19 protein-coding genes and 1 tRNA gene are annotated in these 18,488 nt (G+C 38.7%); 17 read left to right on the top strand and 3 right to left on the bottom strand.

What is annotated here, in order from left to right:
• Positions 1-270: 270 nt before the first annotated feature.
• The 9 genes from FZF09_RS13430 (at position 271) to rlmH (ending at position 8,659) form a co-directional block, all read left to right on the top strand.
• A tRNA-Phe gene (locus FZF09_RS13430) sits at positions 271-346 on the top strand.
• A 416-nt stretch (positions 347-762) separates the two neighbouring features.
• Positions 763-1,470, top strand: coding sequence for a response regulator YycF (gene yycF / locus FZF09_RS13425; RefSeq protein WP_158737108.1), 708 nt, complete (start codon positions 763-765; stop codon positions 1,468-1,470).
• 2 nt (positions 1,471-1,472) lie between these two features.
• Positions 1,473-3,299, top strand: a complete 1,827-nt coding sequence (gene walK / locus FZF09_RS13420) for a cell wall metabolism sensor histidine kinase WalK (protein ID WP_158737107.1) — start codon at positions 1,473-1,475, stop codon at positions 3,297-3,299.
• Complete coding sequence (locus FZF09_RS13415; protein ID WP_158737106.1) at positions 3,296-4,633, top strand: YycH family regulatory protein; 1,338 nt, start codon at positions 3,296-3,298, stop codon at positions 4,631-4,633. The genes walK and FZF09_RS13415 overlap by 4 nt, the downstream gene beginning before the upstream one ends.
• A complete protein-coding gene (locus tag FZF09_RS13410; RefSeq protein ID WP_158737105.1) occupies positions 4,620-5,456 on the top strand; it encodes a two-component system regulatory protein YycI in 837 nt (278 codons plus the stop codon). The genes FZF09_RS13415 and FZF09_RS13410 overlap by 14 nt, the downstream gene beginning before the upstream one ends.
• A gap of 21 nt (positions 5,457-5,477) precedes the next feature.
• The gene (locus FZF09_RS13405) at positions 5,478-6,272 is read left to right on the top strand and encodes an MBL fold metallo-hydrolase (RefSeq protein WP_158737104.1); all 795 of its coding nucleotides are present in this window, start codon (positions 5,478-5,480) and stop codon (positions 6,270-6,272) included.
• A 300-nt stretch (positions 6,273-6,572) separates the two neighbouring features.
• Positions 6,573-7,814, top strand: a complete 1,242-nt coding sequence (locus FZF09_RS13400) for a S1C family serine protease (protein WP_158737103.1) — start codon at positions 6,573-6,575, stop codon at positions 7,812-7,814.
• Between the two features lie 145 nt (positions 7,815-7,959).
• Complete coding sequence (locus FZF09_RS13395; protein WP_158737102.1) at positions 7,960-8,112, top strand: CxxH/CxxC protein; 153 nt, start codon at positions 7,960-7,962, stop codon at positions 8,110-8,112.
• 67 nt (positions 8,113-8,179) lie between these two features.
• The gene (gene rlmH, locus FZF09_RS13390) at positions 8,180-8,659 is read left to right on the top strand and encodes a 23S rRNA (pseudouridine(1915)-N(3))-methyltransferase RlmH (protein ID WP_158737101.1); all 480 of its coding nucleotides are present in this window, start codon (positions 8,180-8,182) and stop codon (positions 8,657-8,659) included.
• 510 nt (positions 8,660-9,169) lie between these two features.
• On the opposite strand, the gene FZF09_RS13385 is transcribed toward rlmH, so the two are convergent.
• Positions 9,170-9,754 carry a DedA family protein gene (locus FZF09_RS13385; RefSeq protein ID WP_158737100.1) on the bottom strand — a complete coding sequence of 195 codons (585 nt, stop codon included), beginning with the start codon at positions 9,752-9,754 and terminating at the stop codon, positions 9,170-9,172.
• A 157-nt stretch (positions 9,755-9,911) separates the two neighbouring features.
• Here FZF09_RS13385 and FZF09_RS13380 point away from each other — a divergent pair, with 157 nt between their 5' ends.
• Entirely contained in the window at positions 9,912-10,682 is a 771-nt protein-coding gene (locus tag FZF09_RS13380) for an inositol monophosphatase family protein (RefSeq protein WP_158737099.1), read from the top strand.
• A 96-nt stretch (positions 10,683-10,778) separates the two neighbouring features.
• On the opposite strand, the gene FZF09_RS13375 is transcribed toward FZF09_RS13380, so the two are convergent.
• A complete protein-coding gene (locus tag FZF09_RS13375) occupies positions 10,779-11,102 on the bottom strand; it encodes a DUF4190 domain-containing protein (RefSeq protein ID WP_158737098.1) in 324 nt (107 codons plus the stop codon).
• 103 nt (positions 11,103-11,205) lie between these two features.
• On the opposite strand from FZF09_RS13375, the gene FZF09_RS13370 reads away from it, so the two are divergent.
• The 3 genes from FZF09_RS13370 to FZF09_RS13360 all read left to right on the top strand — a co-directional run bounded on the left by FZF09_RS13370 (position 11,206) and on the right by FZF09_RS13360 (position 12,939).
• Entirely contained in the window at positions 11,206-11,880 is a 675-nt protein-coding gene (locus tag FZF09_RS13370) for a uracil-DNA glycosylase (RefSeq protein WP_158737097.1), read from the top strand.
• A gap of 70 nt (positions 11,881-11,950) precedes the next feature.
• Complete coding sequence (locus FZF09_RS13365; RefSeq protein ID WP_158737096.1) at positions 11,951-12,103, top strand: hypothetical protein; 153 nt, start codon at positions 11,951-11,953, stop codon at positions 12,101-12,103.
• Entirely contained in the window at positions 12,103-12,939 is an 837-nt protein-coding gene (locus tag FZF09_RS13360) for an aldo/keto reductase (protein ID WP_158737095.1), read from the top strand. Before FZF09_RS13365 ends, FZF09_RS13360 begins: the two co-directional genes overlap by 1 nt.
• Before the next feature lie 121 nt (positions 12,940-13,060).
• On the opposite strand, the gene FZF09_RS13355 is transcribed toward FZF09_RS13360, so the two are convergent.
• Positions 13,061-13,648, bottom strand: a complete 588-nt coding sequence (locus FZF09_RS13355; protein ID WP_158737094.1) for a YdcF family protein — start codon at positions 13,646-13,648, stop codon at positions 13,061-13,063.
• Positions 13,649-13,796: 148 nt separating this feature from the next.
• On the opposite strand from FZF09_RS13355, the gene FZF09_RS13350 reads away from it, so the two are divergent.
• From FZF09_RS13350 to FZF09_RS13335, 4 genes are all read left to right on the top strand, one after another.
• Positions 13,797-14,840, top strand: a complete 1,044-nt coding sequence (locus FZF09_RS13350; protein ID WP_158737093.1) for an AbrB family transcriptional regulator — start codon at positions 13,797-13,799, stop codon at positions 14,838-14,840.
• Between the two features lie 261 nt (positions 14,841-15,101).
• Positions 15,102-15,326 (top strand): exonuclease/endonuclease/phosphatase family protein, encoded by a 225-nt coding sequence (locus tag FZF09_RS13345; RefSeq protein ID WP_158737092.1) that lies wholly within the window; start codon positions 15,102-15,104, stop codon positions 15,324-15,326.
• Positions 15,327-15,361: 35 nt separating this feature from the next.
• Positions 15,362-17,032, top strand: a complete 1,671-nt coding sequence (locus tag FZF09_RS13340; protein WP_158737091.1) for a glycoside hydrolase family 13 protein — start codon at positions 15,362-15,364, stop codon at positions 17,030-17,032.
• Between the two features lie 176 nt (positions 17,033-17,208).
• Positions 17,209-18,486: an ammonium transporter gene (locus FZF09_RS13335; protein ID WP_158737090.1), complete on the top strand. Its 1,278-nt coding sequence runs from the start codon at positions 17,209-17,211 to the stop codon at positions 18,484-18,486.
• Positions 18,487-18,488 lie beyond the last annotated feature (2 nt).

Raw genomic sequence — 18,488 nt, 5'->3', positions numbered from 1 at the left:
GGTGTAGCGGTTAACATGCCTGCCTGTCACGCAGGAGATCGCGGGTTCGATTCCCGTCAGGCCCGCCATTTACTACTACTATTTACATAAGATAGAATGCACCAAGAATAATAGCTCGGTAGCTCAGTCCGATAGAGAAACGAGCAAAACATCATCGAAAAACCTCAAGTTGTCCCGACTCATAAATTCTTGAAGCAAAATAAAAGAGGAAGGGACAGTGGAAATAAGCAACCAAGAAGAAAAATATAAAGAAGCATTACTTGTTTAAATGGCTCGATAGCTCAGTCGGTAGAGCAGTGGACTGAAAATCCTCGTGTCGGCGGTTCGATTCCGTCTCGAGCCACCATTTAAAAAAATAACAATACACGTCTGGATAACATTCCAGGCGTTTTTTGTATACCACTAAAATACAAAATGTTACATACAAACGTTGTAACGTGTCCCTTTCAGGCTGTGTTACAATATAAGAGGACTGTTTTTTTCTAATTCTTTAGGAAAGTGTAACTTTGCTAAAGGAATAAAGCAGGAATAGACGAAGGCCCCTGCCATTTGGACTTGATGGCAAGCCAAGTTTTTTTTAATACTGTTAAAACAGGTAACATGTTTGTTATACCGGTTAACGATAATAATCTAGTATACTTACTTTAACTAGTAACAGCCAGCTATTAAATAAACAGGTAGAACCAGCCTGTAATCGTGACATAGTGAGTTTACTGTAATCCTAGCAACTTATTCTATGAAAAGAAATGGAGCGGATATTGGATGGACGAAAAGATTTTAGTGGTTGATGATGAACAGCCAATCGCTGATATTTTAGACTTCAATTTAAAAAAAGAAGGGTTTCAAGTAGAAGTAGCTTATGACGGGAATCAAGCCATAGAAAAAGTACACCAATTTAAACCCGATATTGTTCTGCTTGATATTATGCTGCCTCATAAAGATGGAATGGAAGTTTGCCGTGAAATCCGAAAATATTTTGATATGCCTATTATCATGTTAACCGCAAAGGATGCAGAAATAGATAAGGTGCTTGGTCTGGAATTGGGTGCGGATGACTATGTGACAAAGCCTTTCAGTACGAGAGAACTTATTGCACGAGTAAAAGCTAATTTAAGAAGACTGCAGGTTGTTCCAGAAGAAAACCAATCGAAACAAAAACAAATTGAGGTTGGGGATTTAACGATTGACCCCGATGCATATCTTGTTTCTAAACGTGGAGATCCAGTAGATTTAACACACCGGGAATTTGAACTTATTCATTATTTAGCACGCCATATTGGGCAAGTCATGACGCGTGAACATTTACTCCAAGCCGTATGGGGTTATGACTATTTTGGTGATGTCCGAACCGTAGACGTGACTGTACGTCGTCTCCGTGAAAAAGTGGAAGATAATCCAAGTTATCCGATGTGGATTGTAACAAGACGAGGAGTCGGCTATTATTTAAAACACCCTGAACAGGAGAAGTAAAAATGAAAATTATCGATTTTTTTAAATCGATTCATGTCAAAATGATTGTAATCTTTATGCTGCTCATATTTATTGCCATGCAGGTGATAGGTGTTTATTTTACGAGAGAATTAGAATCGCAGCTTGAAGACAATCATTATGATATGTTAGTTGAACGAGCTGATTTGCTCGAATATAATGTTAGACAAGAAATGACAAGAGATCGTGATAGTGAAGAAGAACCGCTTGAAGATGATATAGAAGATCTTTTACAAGAGTTTTTTTCGATAGAGGATTCGGAAGTTCAGGTTATTGGACCGAATCAGGAAGTATTAGGGACATCAAATTGGAATGATCAAAATATTGTGGGGCAGCAAAGTACAGAAGTTAGAGTGAAAAGAGCTCTAATTGGTACAGAAGATAGTCCCATTTTAAGAGATCCGGAAACCGGGGATAGAATCCAGGTGATCTCCCAGCCGGTTGAAGCGGATGGAGAAATTATAGGTGCCATTTATATTGAGGCTTCCATGGAAAATATCTATCAAGAGATGGATGAAATAAATGGCATTTTTTTCAATGGAACGATTATTGCTTTGGTCATCACAGCAGTGCTTGGGATATTGCTTTCACAAACAATAACCCGGCCGATTGTGGATATGAGAAAACAAGCTAAAGTGATGGGAGAAGGAGATTTTTCCCGGCGTGTGCGAGTATACGGACAAGATGAAATTGGCCAGCTTGCTGAATCTTTTAATGCTCTTACACTCAGTTTAAAAGATGCTCGGGCTACTACAGAAGGAGAGCGGAAAAAATTAAGCTCTGTTTTAGCTCACATGACAGATGGTGTTATTGCGACAGATGAGCTCGGACGCATTATATTGATGAATAATCGTGCTGAACAGCTGTTGAATGTGGATAACAAGCACATCATGGGAACGTCTCTTCCAGAAGTACTGCGGCTTTCTGAAACCATAACACCAAGTGATTTATATGATTATTCTGATTCCATCCTGCTTGATTTCAGTGAGGACAACGAAGAATTTATACTAGAAGCTAATTTTTCTGTTATTCGCAATGAAGAAGGTCCGGTAAATGGTCTTATTACGGTACTTCATGACGTTACCGAACAGGAGAAAATAGAAAGAGAACGGCGTGAATTTGTAGCCAATGTTTCTCATGAACTTCGCACCCCGTTAACTACGATGAGAAGTTATCTAGAAGCATTAGAAGACGGGGCAATGGAAGATGAAAGTTTAGGACCCCGCTTTTTAAAAGTTACTCAAAATGAAACCGAGCGAATGATTCGGCTTGTAAACGATTTACTACAATTATCCAAAATGGACAGCAACGATCTTCAACTCACCTTTGAAACAACAGATATTGGTGAGCTCTTACGGCAGATAGCAGAACGTTTTGAAATGATAACAAAGGATAAAAACATAGAGTTTTCAAAAGAAATCCCGATGCATTCTGTTTATGTAAATATGGACAAAGATAAAATGACTCAAGTTTTCGATAATATTATTTCTAACGCTGTAAAATATTCGCCAGATGGCGGCTTGATAACCATTCAAATGATTACTCGTTCACAAGCTGTAGATATTGAAATTACGGATGAAGGCGTAGGTATACCAAAGGAAAATCAAGCTAAAATATTTGACCGTTTCTACAGAGTCGATAAGGCGAGAGCCCGAAATCTTGGCGGCACAGGTTTAGGACTTGCTATTGCTAAAGAGCTGGTTCAGTCCCATGGTGGATATATTACTGTTAATAGTGAGTGGAGAAAAGGGACGACGATATCGGTAACGCTTCCTTATACCGTTAATAAAAAAGCGGGTGTTGTTGAATGATGGAACGTATAAAATCTTGGACTCTAACGATATTAGTTGCTCTTAGCGTTATACTAACGTGGCAGCTTTGGACCTTTCAGCCGGATTTGGCCTATTTAGATGAATCTGATTACCTTCCTAGTGAAAATTTTGGAGAAGAATTAGACCTGCAAGATGTAATTTGGCCGGATCAGTTAGTTTTTCGTAATGGCGAGAGCCAAGTTGCATTAAACGGTACTGAACGAGCTTTTTCGAGATTTTACAACACTCTTTTAGAAGCTCGTTTTGAAGACATTACACTAAATCAAGATTTTGAAGTAGATGAGTTATATGAAGGTCAGAGAATAGCAGAATTGATATTTCCAACCCCTATACCTGGAGATATATTAGATGAAATGCTCAATTTTGAAGAGGATATTCCTTATTTATCTATTGACTCAGTGGATCGAGTTTTACTGATTGATGAAGGAGTTGATAGCGAAAATCTGCAAGTAAAGTTTGTGTCCTATGAGGATCCTGTCGTTCTAGAAGGGGAGACAAACTTTAGTATGTCTGATTTTAGAGAACAGTATATTCGTCAAATGGATGAATTTACATCTGTTTTCTCTTATGAGATAGATAACGGTTCGGTTTTACCAAAAACAATTTATTTACCAGAAGAGCCCGTTACGTATAGTACTCTTTCTGATACATCTTCAGAAATTAATTACAATGCTTTCTTGAGGTTATTATTTAATGATTCTGATTACGTAAAACAGTATCATCAAGACAATCGGGAAGCATCCTTCACGGATGGCAACCGTATGATGAGCTTAGAAGATAACGGAGATTATTTGAATTATGTTAATCCGGTTTATAGTGAGAACGTTCCAGATTCACAAAACCATGTAGTGGAAGCTTCTTTTGATTTTATCAATTCTCGAGGGGGATGGACTGATACCTACCGCCTATATGACTGGAAGCGTCGCAGCCAAGAAGAAAATGCTACGTATCGAATGATTGTATCAGGTCTGCCTGTATTTGAATCACAAGGATTAGATCTTGCGTCCATTAACGTTTCACGAGTAGGTGGACAAGTTTCTCAATACTCACGTCCTTTGTTTAATCTAGATGAGAGTCCGATTGACGCTAGAGGTTCGATTGAACTTGCAGATGGAGAAGAAGTTATAGAATTCGCAGAAGAGCAGTTTGATCCAGAGCGAATTGAAAACATTCAAATTGGCTACAAAATGGAAAAAACAGATAATGTCGTTATTCGTTTTGAACCGAGTTGGTATGTGAATTATGACGATGCATGGTATCCTATAGAACCTGGTGGAACAGAAGAGGGGGAGGAAGAAAGTGGATTGGAATAGGACGAAAACGATTTTTATTATCACATTTCTTCTCCTCAATGCTTTTTTACTTTACCAATTATTAGAAAAAAAAAGCGCCAGTGAGATTGATGTAAGAGCTCAAGCAACAGTCAGGGAACGGTTAGCTGATATGAATATCCATATTACAGAAGAGCTGCCAGAAGAAAGAAGTGAAATTAACCACATTGTCGGCCAGCCCATTCAAATGGAAGAAGAAGCGATAAACAAGGTTGGAGAAGATAATATCAATGTTTTAAACGATAGGTTTGTAGAAGTGACGTTAGAGGATCCATACGAAGTTACCTCAGATGTGGAAGAATCTATTTCGGATTTTTTAGACCAGTATGTTTGGAATGCAGATGAGTACAGATATGAAAGATGGAACAGTGATGATAGACAGATGTATTTTAACCAAACGTATGAGGATAAAACGGTTGTCACTTATGAAGAAGACCAGCTGGTGTTGTTTTTTAATGAAGATAACGAAATAGAAAGTTATGTGCAGAGCTATCTTAATTTTGACGAAGAAGGAAAAGAAAAGGATATGCTCGATCCTTATAAAGCTATTGAAGTATTATTAAACGATGGCATCGTCTCTTTTAATGATCAAGTTAATGAAGTGGAATTAGGGTATCATAGCCTTTTCAGTCCAGAAGGAGAGGTGCAGGTCTTTACACCAATGTATCAAATAGAAATAAATGAAGATAAAAATTATCTTGTACATGCCATTGATGGTTCAATCCAAGAATTAGCGGGAGATTCTGATAACAATAGGCAAAACGATGAAAATGAAACAGATTCAGGAGAATCAAAGGAAGATTAATAACGTGGAGTGAAACAACAGATGGCTTTATCTTTTAGCGTACTGGCAAGCGGGAGCACGGGAAATGCTGTTTATTTAGAAACAAAGGAAAAACGCTTGCTCATAGATGCAGGTTTAAGCGGAAAAAAATTAGAAGGGCTGTTTCAACAAGTATCACGAAGCCCAAAAGATTTAGATGGTATTCTAGTAACTCATGAACATAGTGACCATATCAAAGGTGTAGGGATTTTAGCGAGAAAATACAACTTGCCAATTTATGCGAATGAAAAAACATGGAAGGCAATGGAAAATAGCATAGGTACCATTCATTCGGAGCAAAAATTTATTTTTGAACGCGGTTGTCTTCAAACGTTTGGTGATCTTGAGGTGGAATCGTTTGGAGTTTCTCATGATGCAGCTGATCCGATGTTTTTTGTTTTTCATAATGAAGGAAAAAAACTAGCCCTTGCTACAGATATGGGGTATGTCAGTGAACATACAAAAGGAATTGTACAAAATGCTGATATGTTTATATTTGAATCGAATCATGACATGAACATGCTGCGGATGTGCCGCTATCCTTGGAATATTAAACGGAGAATTCTAGGGGATACCGGCCATGTTTCTAATGAAGACGCCGCTTCCGCTTTAGCAGAAGTGGTGGGTGAAAAGACAAAACGTATTTATTTAGCCCATTTAAGTCAAGATAACAATATGAAAGATTTAGCTCGAATGACTGTAAAGCAGATTTTAGAAGAAAATGACTGCGGAATTGGTTACGATTTTCACCTTTATGATACGGACCCGAATAAAGCTACGTCATTAGTCACATTGTAATGAGACTAGGACTCCTTCTAGTGGAACGATAAAGATGTTTATAAACCTCTTAATTAGGACACTCTAAAAGCAAAATTGTGGAAAATTATATAAAACAAAGCTTCTTTCTGGACGAATTTACAAGGTTTTAAATAAAATAAAGATACAACCATAATCGTGCTTAATTTCTTGTTACTTGGGGAAAAATACCTAAAAGGTAAGAGGAGAGGATGCTTCGGTTAAAAAACCATGACTTCGCCATCGGGCGAAAAGCTTGTTTTGTTTCACAGAACTTTAATGAACAGGAAGGTGTCGGAGGTTATGGGTTATTATAATGATCATATGGATGATGAAAACAAAAGATCTAAAAAGAATCGACAAAGAACAGGAATAGCAGGTTTTATAGGTGCTATTATAGGTGCCCTGCTTGTCGTCTTCTCGATGCCGCTGCTTTCTGGAGCAGGCCTTTTGTCGGGGTTGGCAGGAGGACAGGAAGATTCATCTGTAACGTCAGAGAATAATTCCGCTGAAGATGATATTTTTACGGAACAGCAGCAAAATGTTAATGTATCCGTAAACTCTGATATTACAGAAGCAGTAAATAATGTTTCCGATGCTGTGGTAGGGGTCTTTAATCTTCAGAGATCGGAGTTTTGGCAGGAAGAGGAAGGCGGACAAAACCAAGGGACTGGTTCGGGTGTTATCTATAAAGTAGAAGGAGATTCCGCTTTTATTGTAACAAACCATCACGTTATTGAAGGGGCCAGTCAAGTAGAAGTTAGTTTATCAGATGAACAAAGGGTAGAAGCAGAACTAGTCGGATCAGATGTGTTAACAGATCTTGCTGTTCTTCAAATCGATGCAGAAGGTGTAGATACGGTTGCTGAATTTGGCAACTCGGAAAACATAAATGTAGGAGAACCTGCAATAGCTATCGGTAATCCACTAGGCACGAACCTTTCAAGAACAGTAACACAAGGAATTATAAGTGCGACGGAACGAAGTATTCCTGTTGATTTGACCGGTAATGGACAACCTGATTGGAACGCAGAAGTCATGCAGACTGATGCTGCTATCAATCCAGGTAACAGTGGCGGAGCGCTCATTAATATTAACGGCCAGCTTATAGGGATTAATTCCATGAAAATTGCCCAATCTACAGTAGAAGGCATTGGTTTTGCCATTCCATCAGCAGTCGCCATTCCTGTTATTGAAGACCTTGAAACAAAAGGAGAAGTAGAACGGCCGCAAATGGGTATCGGAATTAGATCCCTTTCTGAAATTCCGAGTTACCACTGGCAGGAAACGTTAAAGCTTCCTTCTGATGTAGACAGCGGGGTGTTTGTGACTAATGTAGCCCAAGGAACACCTGCACAGGAAGCAGGATTGCAAGAATACGATGTGATTACTTCCGTAGATGGGGAAGAAATAACAGACGGCCACGATTTACGTAAATATTTGTACACAGAGGCTGAGATAGGAAATACAATTGAAGTGACGTTCTACCGAGAAGGCGAGCAGCAAACAACCGAGTTAACATTAAATGCTCAACAAGACTTTTAAAATAAAGGGAACCTTCGAAGGAGTATCTTCTCTTTCGAAGGTTTTCTGTTTGAATGTGGATAATGAAACATGCGTAGCTGTTGATATGTTGTGGATAACTTTGTTTTCAGACGATATAATACAAAAGAAAAGGAGGAAAAATGCAATGATTTATTTTTGTGAATCTCATAGTGACCGTGCTATTGAAGATGCGATTGAACAGGATGAACGCCCGCCTCGTATGGAAAAATTGGAAAATGATGCATTATCCACAATTTGTTCATATTGTGAAAAACAAGCTGTGTATAAAGTAGAATAAATGCGATGGTGCAGGGTGTGAATATGTGGATTAAATATGTGGATAACTTTGAGGAGGAATGGTGCATGTGAATATCTCCATCATAGCAGTAGGAAAGTTAAAAGAAAAATATTTAAAACAAGCAGTGGCGGAATACGAAAAACGAATGAAAAATTTGGCTAACATTTCAATAATTGAACTACCTGATGAAAAAATTCCGGAGCAAGCTAGTGAAAAGGAAATGCTTCAAACAAAACAAAAAGAAGGGGAAAGAATTTTAAAAAAAATACAGGATAACATGTATGTGATTGCGCTGGATCCGCAGGGGGAAATGATTTCTTCAGAAAAAACTGCAGAAAAAATGGATTATTTAGCACTGCATGGAAAAAGTAAACTAGCCTTTATCATTGGAGGCTCTTTAGGGTTAGATCAAAGCGTTTTACAACGGGCAGATTTTTCATGGTCTTTTTCTAAATTAACATTTCCACATCAACTGATACGAGTCATGTTAATGGAGCAATTGTATCGTGCTTTTCAAATTAACCGCGGTTCTCCATATCATAAATAAAGAAAGCATCATTTTCTGCTGCCGTGCAAAAATGATGCTTTCTTTATTTAAAAAATAAAAAAGTATTAAATATTTGGCGTTTTTGATGTCTAGCTTCAGCGCCCAGCCGCTCAGGCGCACACGATAAAGAGGAACTTTTGCTAAAACCGCGACGTCCTGTCGCAACGCAAAAGTCAACACCTCCTGTGCAAGCCCGTTCAGCGTTGTCACAGGACGTCCTTCCACACGATGTGGTGACTTCTACGTTGCACACTCGTCGCCAAAAACGCCACGTCCTGTGGCATTGGCGACATTAGCACATCCTATGCGTCGACGTGTGCGATCTTAGTAGAAGTTCATTAAAATGAGCTGAACGTCTGATGTCTTCCCTTTCGACTCCGGGTCGCAGGCGACCCTGCGCGAAAGCTCCAGAACCTGTCGCGGGCTCCCAGGATGGGAGTCAGTTCGGCGTTGTCATAGGACGTGACGCTCGTAGCCGAACTTCCTTCTTTTAAGGCGCTTGCGCTTTTTTTATGACTGTTGTTTTCGTTGGTATTTTTTTCTCGTTTTCATACGATAAAAGGTATACCAGCCAATCGCTCCAATAATCAAAACTATTATACCGTATTGTACGTTTTGAAACCACGCATACACGACTTCAATATTTCCCAGGCTCCCTAAATAGAACATAAGGAAAGCAACAGGCAGTATACCAAGTAAGGTAAAGAATCCGTAACGAAAAGGAGTTATTTTATAAAAAGCAGCTAAGTATACAATGTACCCCATACCAAGTACTCTTCCTGCGGATATTGTCCATTCTCTATATTTGTCCATGAACTTCAACATTTGCTTGGAACTTGATTTGTTTACACGGTTTTGCAAAAGGTGGTCATAACGAAGAGAAAGCCAATAAGGGATAAAACTAACCGTCGTATAAACAGCTGCAGCTCCAAAACTAAGCAGTACCCACTCGAAGCCGGAAGGATCCATTATATAACCATATACGAGCATTACAATAGCTGCAGGAAACGGTATAGAGATGGCTTCTACAGCTACACCTAAAAACAAGCCGATAAGACCAAGTTGTTCAAGTGTATCTAATAAAAATGTCAGCATAAACTAACTCCTTGTTGTATACAAAAACTTTTCACCATGTTACTAACAATTTACCATAATTTTTAGGGTAATAGGGTTGAAGAAGCTTCTATTCAAAATTTTTGTGTTAAAGAATAATGTTGGATATCATAAAGATAACAGAAAGGTTGTGTCCATTATGAAAGAATGGAAAAATATGCTTTCCTCAGCAAAAACTTGGGCAGAAGAAGCTGGATATTTTCAAGTTAAAAGAGTAGAAGGACCAATGGAAATGGATAGTAAATCTTCTGCTATTGATCTTGTGACAGAGTTAGATGTGTGGACTGAAAAATTTTTAACAGAAAAAATTCAAGAAAACTATCCTGGTCACGTCATGAGAACAGAAGAAAGCGGCTTTTATGAAGGGGATTCGGACTATGAGTGGGTTATTGATCCAATTGACGGAACGGTCAATTATGCACGAGGAATCCCGTTTTTTTGCATATCTATCGGTATTAGGTATAAAGGAGAAACGGTAGCAGGTTTATTACATGCTCCAAAACTAAAGGAAACGTATGAAGCGATTAAGGGAGAAGGAGCTTATTTAAACGGTCATCCTATCAAGGTATCTGAGACATCACAATTGAATAAAGCTGTTATAGGTACTGGTTTTCCATATGATAAAGGAACGGATGAAGATAACAATCTTGCCTATGTACAAGAACTAGTACCCCGAATAGGTGGTATACGACGACTGGGAAGTGCAGCACTTGACCTTGCTCAAGTTGCTTGCGGCAGAATGGACGGATATTGGGAGATAAAATTAAATGTATGGGATGTAGATGCAGGTTTGCTTCTTTTAGAAGAAGCAGGAGGAAAAACAATCGTGCGTGAAGAAGAAAAAGGACTGTACGTTCTAGGAGCGAATCCTTATTTATTTAATACATTAAAGGATCTTATTAAGCGGTAACAACCAATGTTTCACGTGAAACAAAAAGAAGGTTTTGGAGTATTAGACAAGGGAATACATAAGCAGGCACCCCATGGCTTGATGCCTGCAGAAGCTTTACATAGGCGGGCTGTGATCCATTTGCATAAATGTAACTATTCCAATTACAAGAAAAACAATGAAGATGACTGAAATGATTAATCCGATGACACTGCAAGTATTTCCAGCAATCGCCAATCCACGTCCGCTTTGACCAGACCGTTTTATTTCTTTTAATCCTAAGACACCAAATATAAGTCCAAGAATAGCCAGGATAGGACTTATAATAACAAATAGAAATGTCATCACCAGAGAAACAATTCCAAGAACTAGGGAGGTGATGGCTTTCCCATTTACTGTTGCAGGATCATTTTCTGGGTTATACATACTTTCCTTTTCCATGCAAATTCACCTCTTTCTAAGTCAGTCATTGTATCATATTTACCTTACACCATCTAAGAAAGACATTTGTAAAAGAAAAATTAATGGAGAGGAGGGGGAAACGTTGAGTATATTGACGAATGACTGGGCTCCTAGATTAGAGCAAGAATTTCAAAAAGACTATTATGTGAAATTAAGAGAGTATTTAAAAAGAGAATACCGGGAAACGACCATTTACCCAGATATGTATGATATTTTTAATGCTTTGCACCATACGACCTATGAAAATACAAAAGCAGTAATACTTGGTCAAGATCCATACCATGGCCCCCATCAAGCTCATGGATTAAGTTTTTCCGTTCAGCCAGAAGTGAAAATGCCTCCATCATTGCAAAACATATTTAAAGAACTTTATGATGACCTTGGGTATAAAATGCCTGAACATGGTTGTCTCACAAAATGGGCAGAAGAAGGTGTCCTTTTATTAAATGCTGTCTTAACAGTAAGAAGCGGGCAGCCTAATTCTCACCGGGGCATAGGCTGGGAACAATTCACACATGAAGTAATTAAACAAGTTAATGAAAAAAAAGATCCCGTGGTATTTATTTTATGGGGAAAAAATGCACAGGCCAAAGAAGAATTAATTACTTCGGCTCATCATTTAGTAATTAAATCGCCTCACCCTAGTCCCTTCTCTGCTCATAGAGGTTTTTTTGGCAGCAGACCATTTTCACGAACGAACGAGTTTTTAAGAAATGCTGGACGAACAGAGATTGATTGGAGTATACCTTCTAACTAAATAGAATTATCCGTGCCCAACCTGGCACTTTCTTAAAAAGGTAAGAAATTATAAATAGTTGGCGTTTTAAATGTCTAGCTCCAGCGCCTACTCGCTCGAGATTCCTTCGATTCGTCAGTGGAAAGCAAAGATCAGCTTTCCATATGCCGACCCTCCAGGACTTGTCGCGGCTGACCAGGGCGCTTGCGCTTTTCTTAATTATATTAAAGGAGGCAGTAATTAATGAGTATCGAAACATCTGTAACAACATTAAACAACGGGGTAGAAATGCCTTGGGTCGGTCTTGGGGTATATCAGGCTGAAGCTGGAGAAGAAGTAAAACAGGCAGTGAAAACTGCTCTGGAAAACGGATACCGAAGTATTGATACAGCATCGTTTTATTATAATGAAGAAAGCGTTGGAGAAGCTATAAAAGAAAGTAACGTGGCGGAAGAAGATATATTTATAACGACAAAAGTCTGGAATGATGAACAAGGCTTTAATGAAACATTAGAAGCATTTGAACGTTCTCGTCAAAAACTCGGTGTAGATAAAATTGATCTTTACTTAATTCACTGGCCGGTGCCAGGAAAATACAAAGAAACGTGGGGGGCTCTAGAAAAGTTATATGAAGAAGGAAAAGTAAGAGCAATAGGTGTCAGCAACTTTACAGAAGAGCACCTGGAAAACTTGATGAAAGAGGCAAAAGTTAACCCAATGGTAAATCAAGTAGAATTTCATCCAAGATTATTTCAAAAAGGCTTGCTAGAATATTGTCAAAACCATAATATTCAATTAGAGGCATGGCGGCCGCTGGGAAAAGGAGATCTGCTTGGAGAGGACGTAGTGAAACGAATTGCTGAAAAGCATGGAAAAACGCCTGCTCAAGTATTGATTCGCTGGTGCTTGGAAAATAAAGTGGTTACCATTCCTAAATCCGTTACGCCAGAGAGAATTAAATCAAATGCTGATGTGTTTAATTTTGCCCTCGATACAGAAGACATTCAGGCTATTGACGGGATGAATGAAAATCAGCGTTATGGTTATCATCCAGATGATTTTCCGTATGATAAAATGTAATAGATCAAACAAAAAGGCTGCTTACCGCTGAATGACAGCGAGGCAGTCTTTTAATTAGATATACAGTGAAGGCATAATCACGACCTAATAATATCTAAACCAATTTAGAAATCAGATGCTACTATGATCGAAAAGGTGAAAGAAGCTGATAGCCGCTATAGTAAAACAGTTCTCTTAAGAAAAAAGGAATTTTGGTAGACAGACTTTGATATGCTGTGTCTGCAGCAGGGGAGGAATAAACGTTTAACCCCTGATCTTCAGCAATCATCATGGCACGTTTCATATGTAATGGGTCACTTATGATTGTTGCGTTGTCAATATTGTTTTGCTGCATTATATCTTTGGCGTACTGAATATTTTCTTCTGTAATGCTCGATTCGGTTTCTATGAATATATCTTCTTCTTTTACTCCATATTCCAACGCATACTTCCGAGCAACTTCTGATTCAGCTTCATTCAGGTTTTCCCCTTTACCGCCAGTAAATATCAGTTTGATTACGTTGTCGTTTTCATAAAGCTGCAGAGCATGGTCGATTCTTTTTTTGAAAACCACCGAAGGTTCACCATCTTGTACAGAAGCACCTAAAACAATCGCAGCTTCTGTTTTTTGAAGCTGGTTTTTCTCACTGAAAGACCAAATGTTATATCCCGTCCAACCTATATACATAAATACAAGAAAAATAGCGGCGAAAAAAATATATTTTTTCATAACGATCCCCCCTTCATATGATTAATGATTGTCTTGTCTTTCAATATAAATTAGAAATCCTTTCATATACAAGTCGTTTATGTCCTTTCTGGATTCAAGAAGTGTTAATATAATAATAAGGGACAGTATAGAAAGAAGGTAAAAGAGTGTGTTACGGGAAAAAATAATTTGTGTTGGTGCAGCATTATTGCTGGGATGTATTCTTTCTTTCCTGCATATACCGGCTGGATGGCTTTTGGGCGGTCTTTTAACCGGAATTGGTTATGGATTGTTCCTCAAGCGGCTTGCTTTTGAAGGCTGGCCGTTCCGTATAGTACTTGCTCTAGTAGGGGTAAATGTCGGATTTATGATGCAAACGGAAATATTTCAATTAATCGGTCAATACTTCGTGCCGCTCCTTCTCTCGCTTACCTTGACATTAGCGGCTGGAGTAGGTATTGGCTGGTTAATGAACCACTGGACTAATTTGGATCCGTTAACTGCTTATTTTTGCTGTGTCCCCGGGGGTGCGTCTGAAGTGATTGCGTTGAGCGGGGATTACGGAGCAGATAACAGGGTAGTAGCTGCATTTCACACAGCAAGAATAACATTTTTTGTTTTAACAATTCCATTTTTAGCTGGGTTTTTCTACCCGGATGAATTGCAAGCAAAGTCTGCTGGTTTCGCTTTAGAAGGCATGGAGTTATCGGTATTAGCGGGACTTCTTTCGGCAATTTTGGTTACTATATTATTATTTCGGTTATGGAAAGTCCCGGCTGGAACCTTGTTTTATGGAATATTTACAGGATTTATAATAAGTGAATGGGTCATGTCTGGTTCTGCTTCGCTGCCGTCCTATATAGGAGGGATCGGACAGGCGCTTATCGGAGTAATGGTCGGCATCCGTTTTGACCGTCCGACTTTTTTTAAGTTAAAAGATATTGGAAAACCTAGTGCTATATTGCTTGCTATTTATTTTTTATTTAGTCTGACACTTGCTTTTATTTTTGAATGGATGACGGGTCTTCCATACATGACTAGTTTACTTAGCACGGTTCCGGCAGGAGCAGCTGAAATGAGTTCAACAGCGATGGCTTTACATTTAGAACCAACCCTTGTTGCGAGCTTACATATTATTCGGGTGATTGCATTATTTCTTTTTTTGCCGTTTTTTATTAACTTAATAAAAAGAGCTGCAGAGCAGGGGAATTAAATAGTTTCCCTGCTCATCTATGATTAAGGCTATTGTTAACTGAATATTTTGACTTTATATTATCGATTCTTCTCTCGTCTATAAAAATGTACGTAAAGATAATTATGTTCTTCTTGTCATTCAGGAATTACAAACGCTAGGAAAGACTCAATACCAATTACTATGGATACGAGTGTATGAAGAGTAAGTAAGTTGAAATCGAAAGACAATTAGAAAGCTCGTAAAATTGCAGGGGGGGAACCCTTCTTGTAATACGATACGTTGAAAGAAAAAGGAAATGATTATGTCATTAAACAAGGTTTATTTGAAACTCATCTGCATAGAAATGATGTGATAATAAAAGGAAATATAGCAGACTTGGAAGAAAATGTAGAAGGATTAAAAATTGACCACATTTTTACCAGCTGGAAACCCGTGGTTTCTCCTTCTCGTATTATATGTAACGGCGAAAACGAACATTTTGGTGTGGATGTTCCATTGGGCTAAAAACGCAATATAAACATGAAAGTCGAGGTGTCAATATGGAAAGAGTGTGGTGGAAAGAGGCAGTAGGCTATCAAGTCTACCCCCGCAGCTTTCAAGATTCAAACGGTGACGGTATTGGCGATATACAGGGACTGATTCAGCGCTTAGATTACTTACAGGAGCTGGGGATTGATTTAATTTGGATGTGCCCGATGTATCAATCCCCCCAAGATGATAATGGATACGATATTTCAGACTACAAAGCTATACTTGAAGAGTTTGGCACGATGAAAGATTTTGATGAGCTGCTGCAAAAAGTGCACGAGCGCGGGATGAAATTAATCATTGATCTCGTTTTAAACCATACTAGTGATGAGCATCCGTGGTTTATTGAATCTCGTTCTTCAAAAGAAAGCGAGAAGCGTGATTGGTATATTTGGAGAGATGGTAAAAACGGACAAGAACCTAACAACTGGGAAAGTATTTTTGGAGGCTCCGCTTGGAAATATGATGAAAACACCGATCAATATTTTCTTCATGTTTTTTCAAAAAAACAGCCCGATTTAAATTGGGAAAATCCCGAAGTGCGTTCTGCTTTGTATGAAACCGTAAATTGGTGGCTTGATAAAGGAATTGACGGGTTTAGGATTGATGCGATTAGTCACATTAAAAAGCGCCCTGGATTACCAGATATGCCGAATCCGAAAAAGAAAAAATATGTCTCTTCATTTGACATGCATATGAATCAACCTGGTATTCATAAATTCTTGCAGGAGTTTAAAGAAGAGACCTTCGGAAATTATGACGTCGTAACTGTTGGAGAAGCAAACGGTGTAAATGTCAAGGAAGCAGACCTTTGGGTAGGAAAAAAAGGAAAAATGAACATGATATTTCAATTTGAACATCTTGATTTATGGGATGCTGGGACAAAAGGTACTTTAGATGTTAGAGGTTTAAAGAAAGTATTGACTCGTTGGCAAAAAGGATTAGAAATGAATGGTTGGAATGCATTATTCATTGAAAATCATGATTTAGCAAGAGTTGTTTCGACATGGGGAGACGATAAAGAGTATTGGAAGGAAAGTGCTACTGCTATAGCAACCATGTACTTCTTCATGCAGGGCACTCCTTTTATATATCAAGGCCAGGAAATTGGAATGACAAACGCTCGGTTTTCTTCCATAGAAGAATATGACGACGTAGCAGCAAAAAATATATATAGGGAAAAGAAGGCACAAAACGTACCAGAAAAAGAGATATTGGAATTGCTAGGGCAAACTTCAAGAGATAACAGTCGTACCCCTATGCAATGGTCAAATGAAAAAAATGCAGGCTTTTCCACCGGAAAACCTTGGTTAAAAATCAATCCAAATTACAAGAAAGTTAATGTAGATAAGCAAAAGCAAGACAGCTCTTCTATCCTAAACTACTATAAAACGATGATAAAGCTGAAAAAGCAGTATGATCTTTTCACCTATGGCCGATATACGTTACTAAATGAAGAAGACAATCAAATCTACGCTTATTTAAGAGAAGGAGACAAACAAAACGCTCTCATCGTTACGAACCTTAGTGGTAAACAAGCAAAGTGGAATGGAGCTGGAATCCTCCTTTCTAGTCATCAACTTCTCTTAAACAATTATCAGGGCCTTTTTCACAAGGAAATAGAAAGCCTCTTATTAAATCCTTATGAAGCACGGATTTACTTAATTGATTCATCTTCATAAAGACAGAAAAGCAGAACGTGATACTTAGGTATCGTTCTGCTTTTTTTCCTCTTCTAAAAACAATGTTAGGTTTTCTTACAATAAGGTAGGCATGAGAAATATAATGTGTAAAATATAAACTAACGAAAGATGTTAACTAAGTTTACATCTAATATAAAGGAAGGGGAGAAATATTTATGGATCCGATGTTTTTAATGAATAATCTTTGGATCATGATTGCATTTATTCTAGTTATTCTTATGCAAGGAGGATTTATTCTTTTGGAGGCCGGGTCAACCCGGATGAAAAACGCCGGCCATATAGCCGGGAAAACGATCTTTACATTAGGAATTGTTTCTCTCGTTTTCTGGGCTGTAGGTTATGGATTTATTTACGGAGAAAGTGCAGGAGGATTTATAGGTTTATCTGATTTTTTCTTTGGTGATTTCACGACTATGTTTGACGGTCTTGCAGGTTCTGTTGATTTTATTTTCCAGCTGGCATTCGCTGCTATTGCATTAACCGTGGCGTTTGGAGGCTTTGCAGAACGTGCTAAATTATCAGCTTATATTGTGTTTGCAGTATTATTTTCAGCTTTTGTTTATCCGGTAGTTGCTCATTGGATTTGGGGCAGCGGCTGGATTGGCGGTTTGGGAAAACAAGATTTCGCTGGTTCAACGGTAGTTCACTTAACAGGTGCAATGGCTGCGATGGCAGCGACAATGCTGTTAAAGCCTCGTATTGGTAAATACAACAAAGACGGTTCGCCGAATGAGCTAGCAGGTCATAACCAGGTGTTTACGGCTCTTGGTGTATTGCTTCTTTGGGTAGGTTGGTTTGGTTTTAATGCTGGTAGTACTTTAGGTGTAGATGATGCATTCTTTGGATTTGTAGCGTTGAATACTCAACTTGCGGCAGCAGCAGGGGCAGTAGCTGCATTACTGATAGCTTGGGCGTCTCTTGGAAAAGCAGATGTGCCGACGATGTTAAATGGTGCACTTGCAGGACTTGTTGCTATTACTGCATCTTGTGCATTCGTTGATCCATGGGCTGCAGTAGTAATTGGTATCATTGGCGGACTTCTCGTTTATTACAGCATGAAGTTTTTTGAAAAGATGGGTATTGATGATCCGATTTTCGCTTTATCTGTCCACGGTGCTGCTGGTGTATGGGGAACTCTTTCTACTGGTTTCTTCGCTACACCAGAGCTTGCAGAGATGAATGGCGGTCAAGCTGGCTTGTTCTACGGCGGTGGATTTGCACAGCTGGGTGTTCAGTTGATAAGTGTTGTAGCTTGTGGTTTGTTCGCGTTTATCGCTTCTTATGTATTGCTGCTTATTACTAAATCATTGATTGGAGGACTTCGCGTATCTGAGGAAGAAGAAATTATGGGACTGGATATTAGTGAACACGGCAGCTATGGTTACCCGGAAAACGTTCAACCCCAGTCTAATAAAGTAAATACAGGTGCGTGATG

It is taken from the genome of Alteribacillus sp. YIM 98480 (assembly GCF_009765375.1).
Lineage (GTDB): Bacteria > Bacillota > Bacilli > Bacillales > Marinococcaceae > Alteribacillus.
Note: the sequence above shows the minus strand (reverse complement) of the source record. Positions and strands in the feature narration are given on the sequence as shown.

Coding starts and splice junctions, on each gene's coding strand:
- FZF09_RS13395 (WP_158737102.1), top strand. CDS start 7,960: ATGATTTATTTTTGTGAATCTCATAGTGACCGTGCTATTGAAGATGCG.
- FZF09_RS13405 (WP_158737104.1), top strand. CDS start 5,478: ATGGCTTTATCTTTTAGCGTACTGGCAAGCGGGAGCACGGGAAATGCT.
- FZF09_RS13380 (WP_158737099.1), top strand. CDS start 9,912: ATGAAAGAATGGAAAAATATGCTTTCCTCAGCAAAAACTTGGGCAGAA.
- yycF (WP_158737108.1), top strand. CDS start 763: ATGGACGAAAAGATTTTAGTGGTTGATGATGAACAGCCAATCGCTGAT.
- FZF09_RS13415 (WP_158737106.1), top strand. CDS start 3,296: ATGATGGAACGTATAAAATCTTGGACTCTAACGATATTAGTTGCTCTT.
- FZF09_RS13375 (WP_158737098.1), bottom strand. CDS start 11,102: ATGGAAAAGGAAAGTATGTATAACCCAGAAAATGATCCTGCAACAGTA.
- FZF09_RS13365 (WP_158737096.1), top strand. CDS start 11,951: ATGTCTAGCTCCAGCGCCTACTCGCTCGAGATTCCTTCGATTCGTCAG.
- FZF09_RS13335 (WP_158737090.1), top strand. CDS start 17,209: ATGGATCCGATGTTTTTAATGAATAATCTTTGGATCATGATTGCATTT.
- FZF09_RS13355 (WP_158737094.1), bottom strand. CDS start 13,648: ATGAAAAAATATATTTTTTTCGCCGCTATTTTTCTTGTATTTATGTAT.
- FZF09_RS13360 (WP_158737095.1), top strand. CDS start 12,103: ATGAGTATCGAAACATCTGTAACAACATTAAACAACGGGGTAGAAATG.
- walK (WP_158737107.1), top strand. CDS start 1,473: ATGAAAATTATCGATTTTTTTAAATCGATTCATGTCAAAATGATTGTA.
- FZF09_RS13340 (WP_158737091.1), top strand. CDS start 15,362: ATGGAAAGAGTGTGGTGGAAAGAGGCAGTAGGCTATCAAGTCTACCCC.
- FZF09_RS13400 (WP_158737103.1), top strand. CDS start 6,573: ATGGGTTATTATAATGATCATATGGATGATGAAAACAAAAGATCTAAA.
- FZF09_RS13385 (WP_158737100.1), bottom strand. CDS start 9,754: ATGCTGACATTTTTATTAGATACACTTGAACAACTTGGTCTTATCGGC.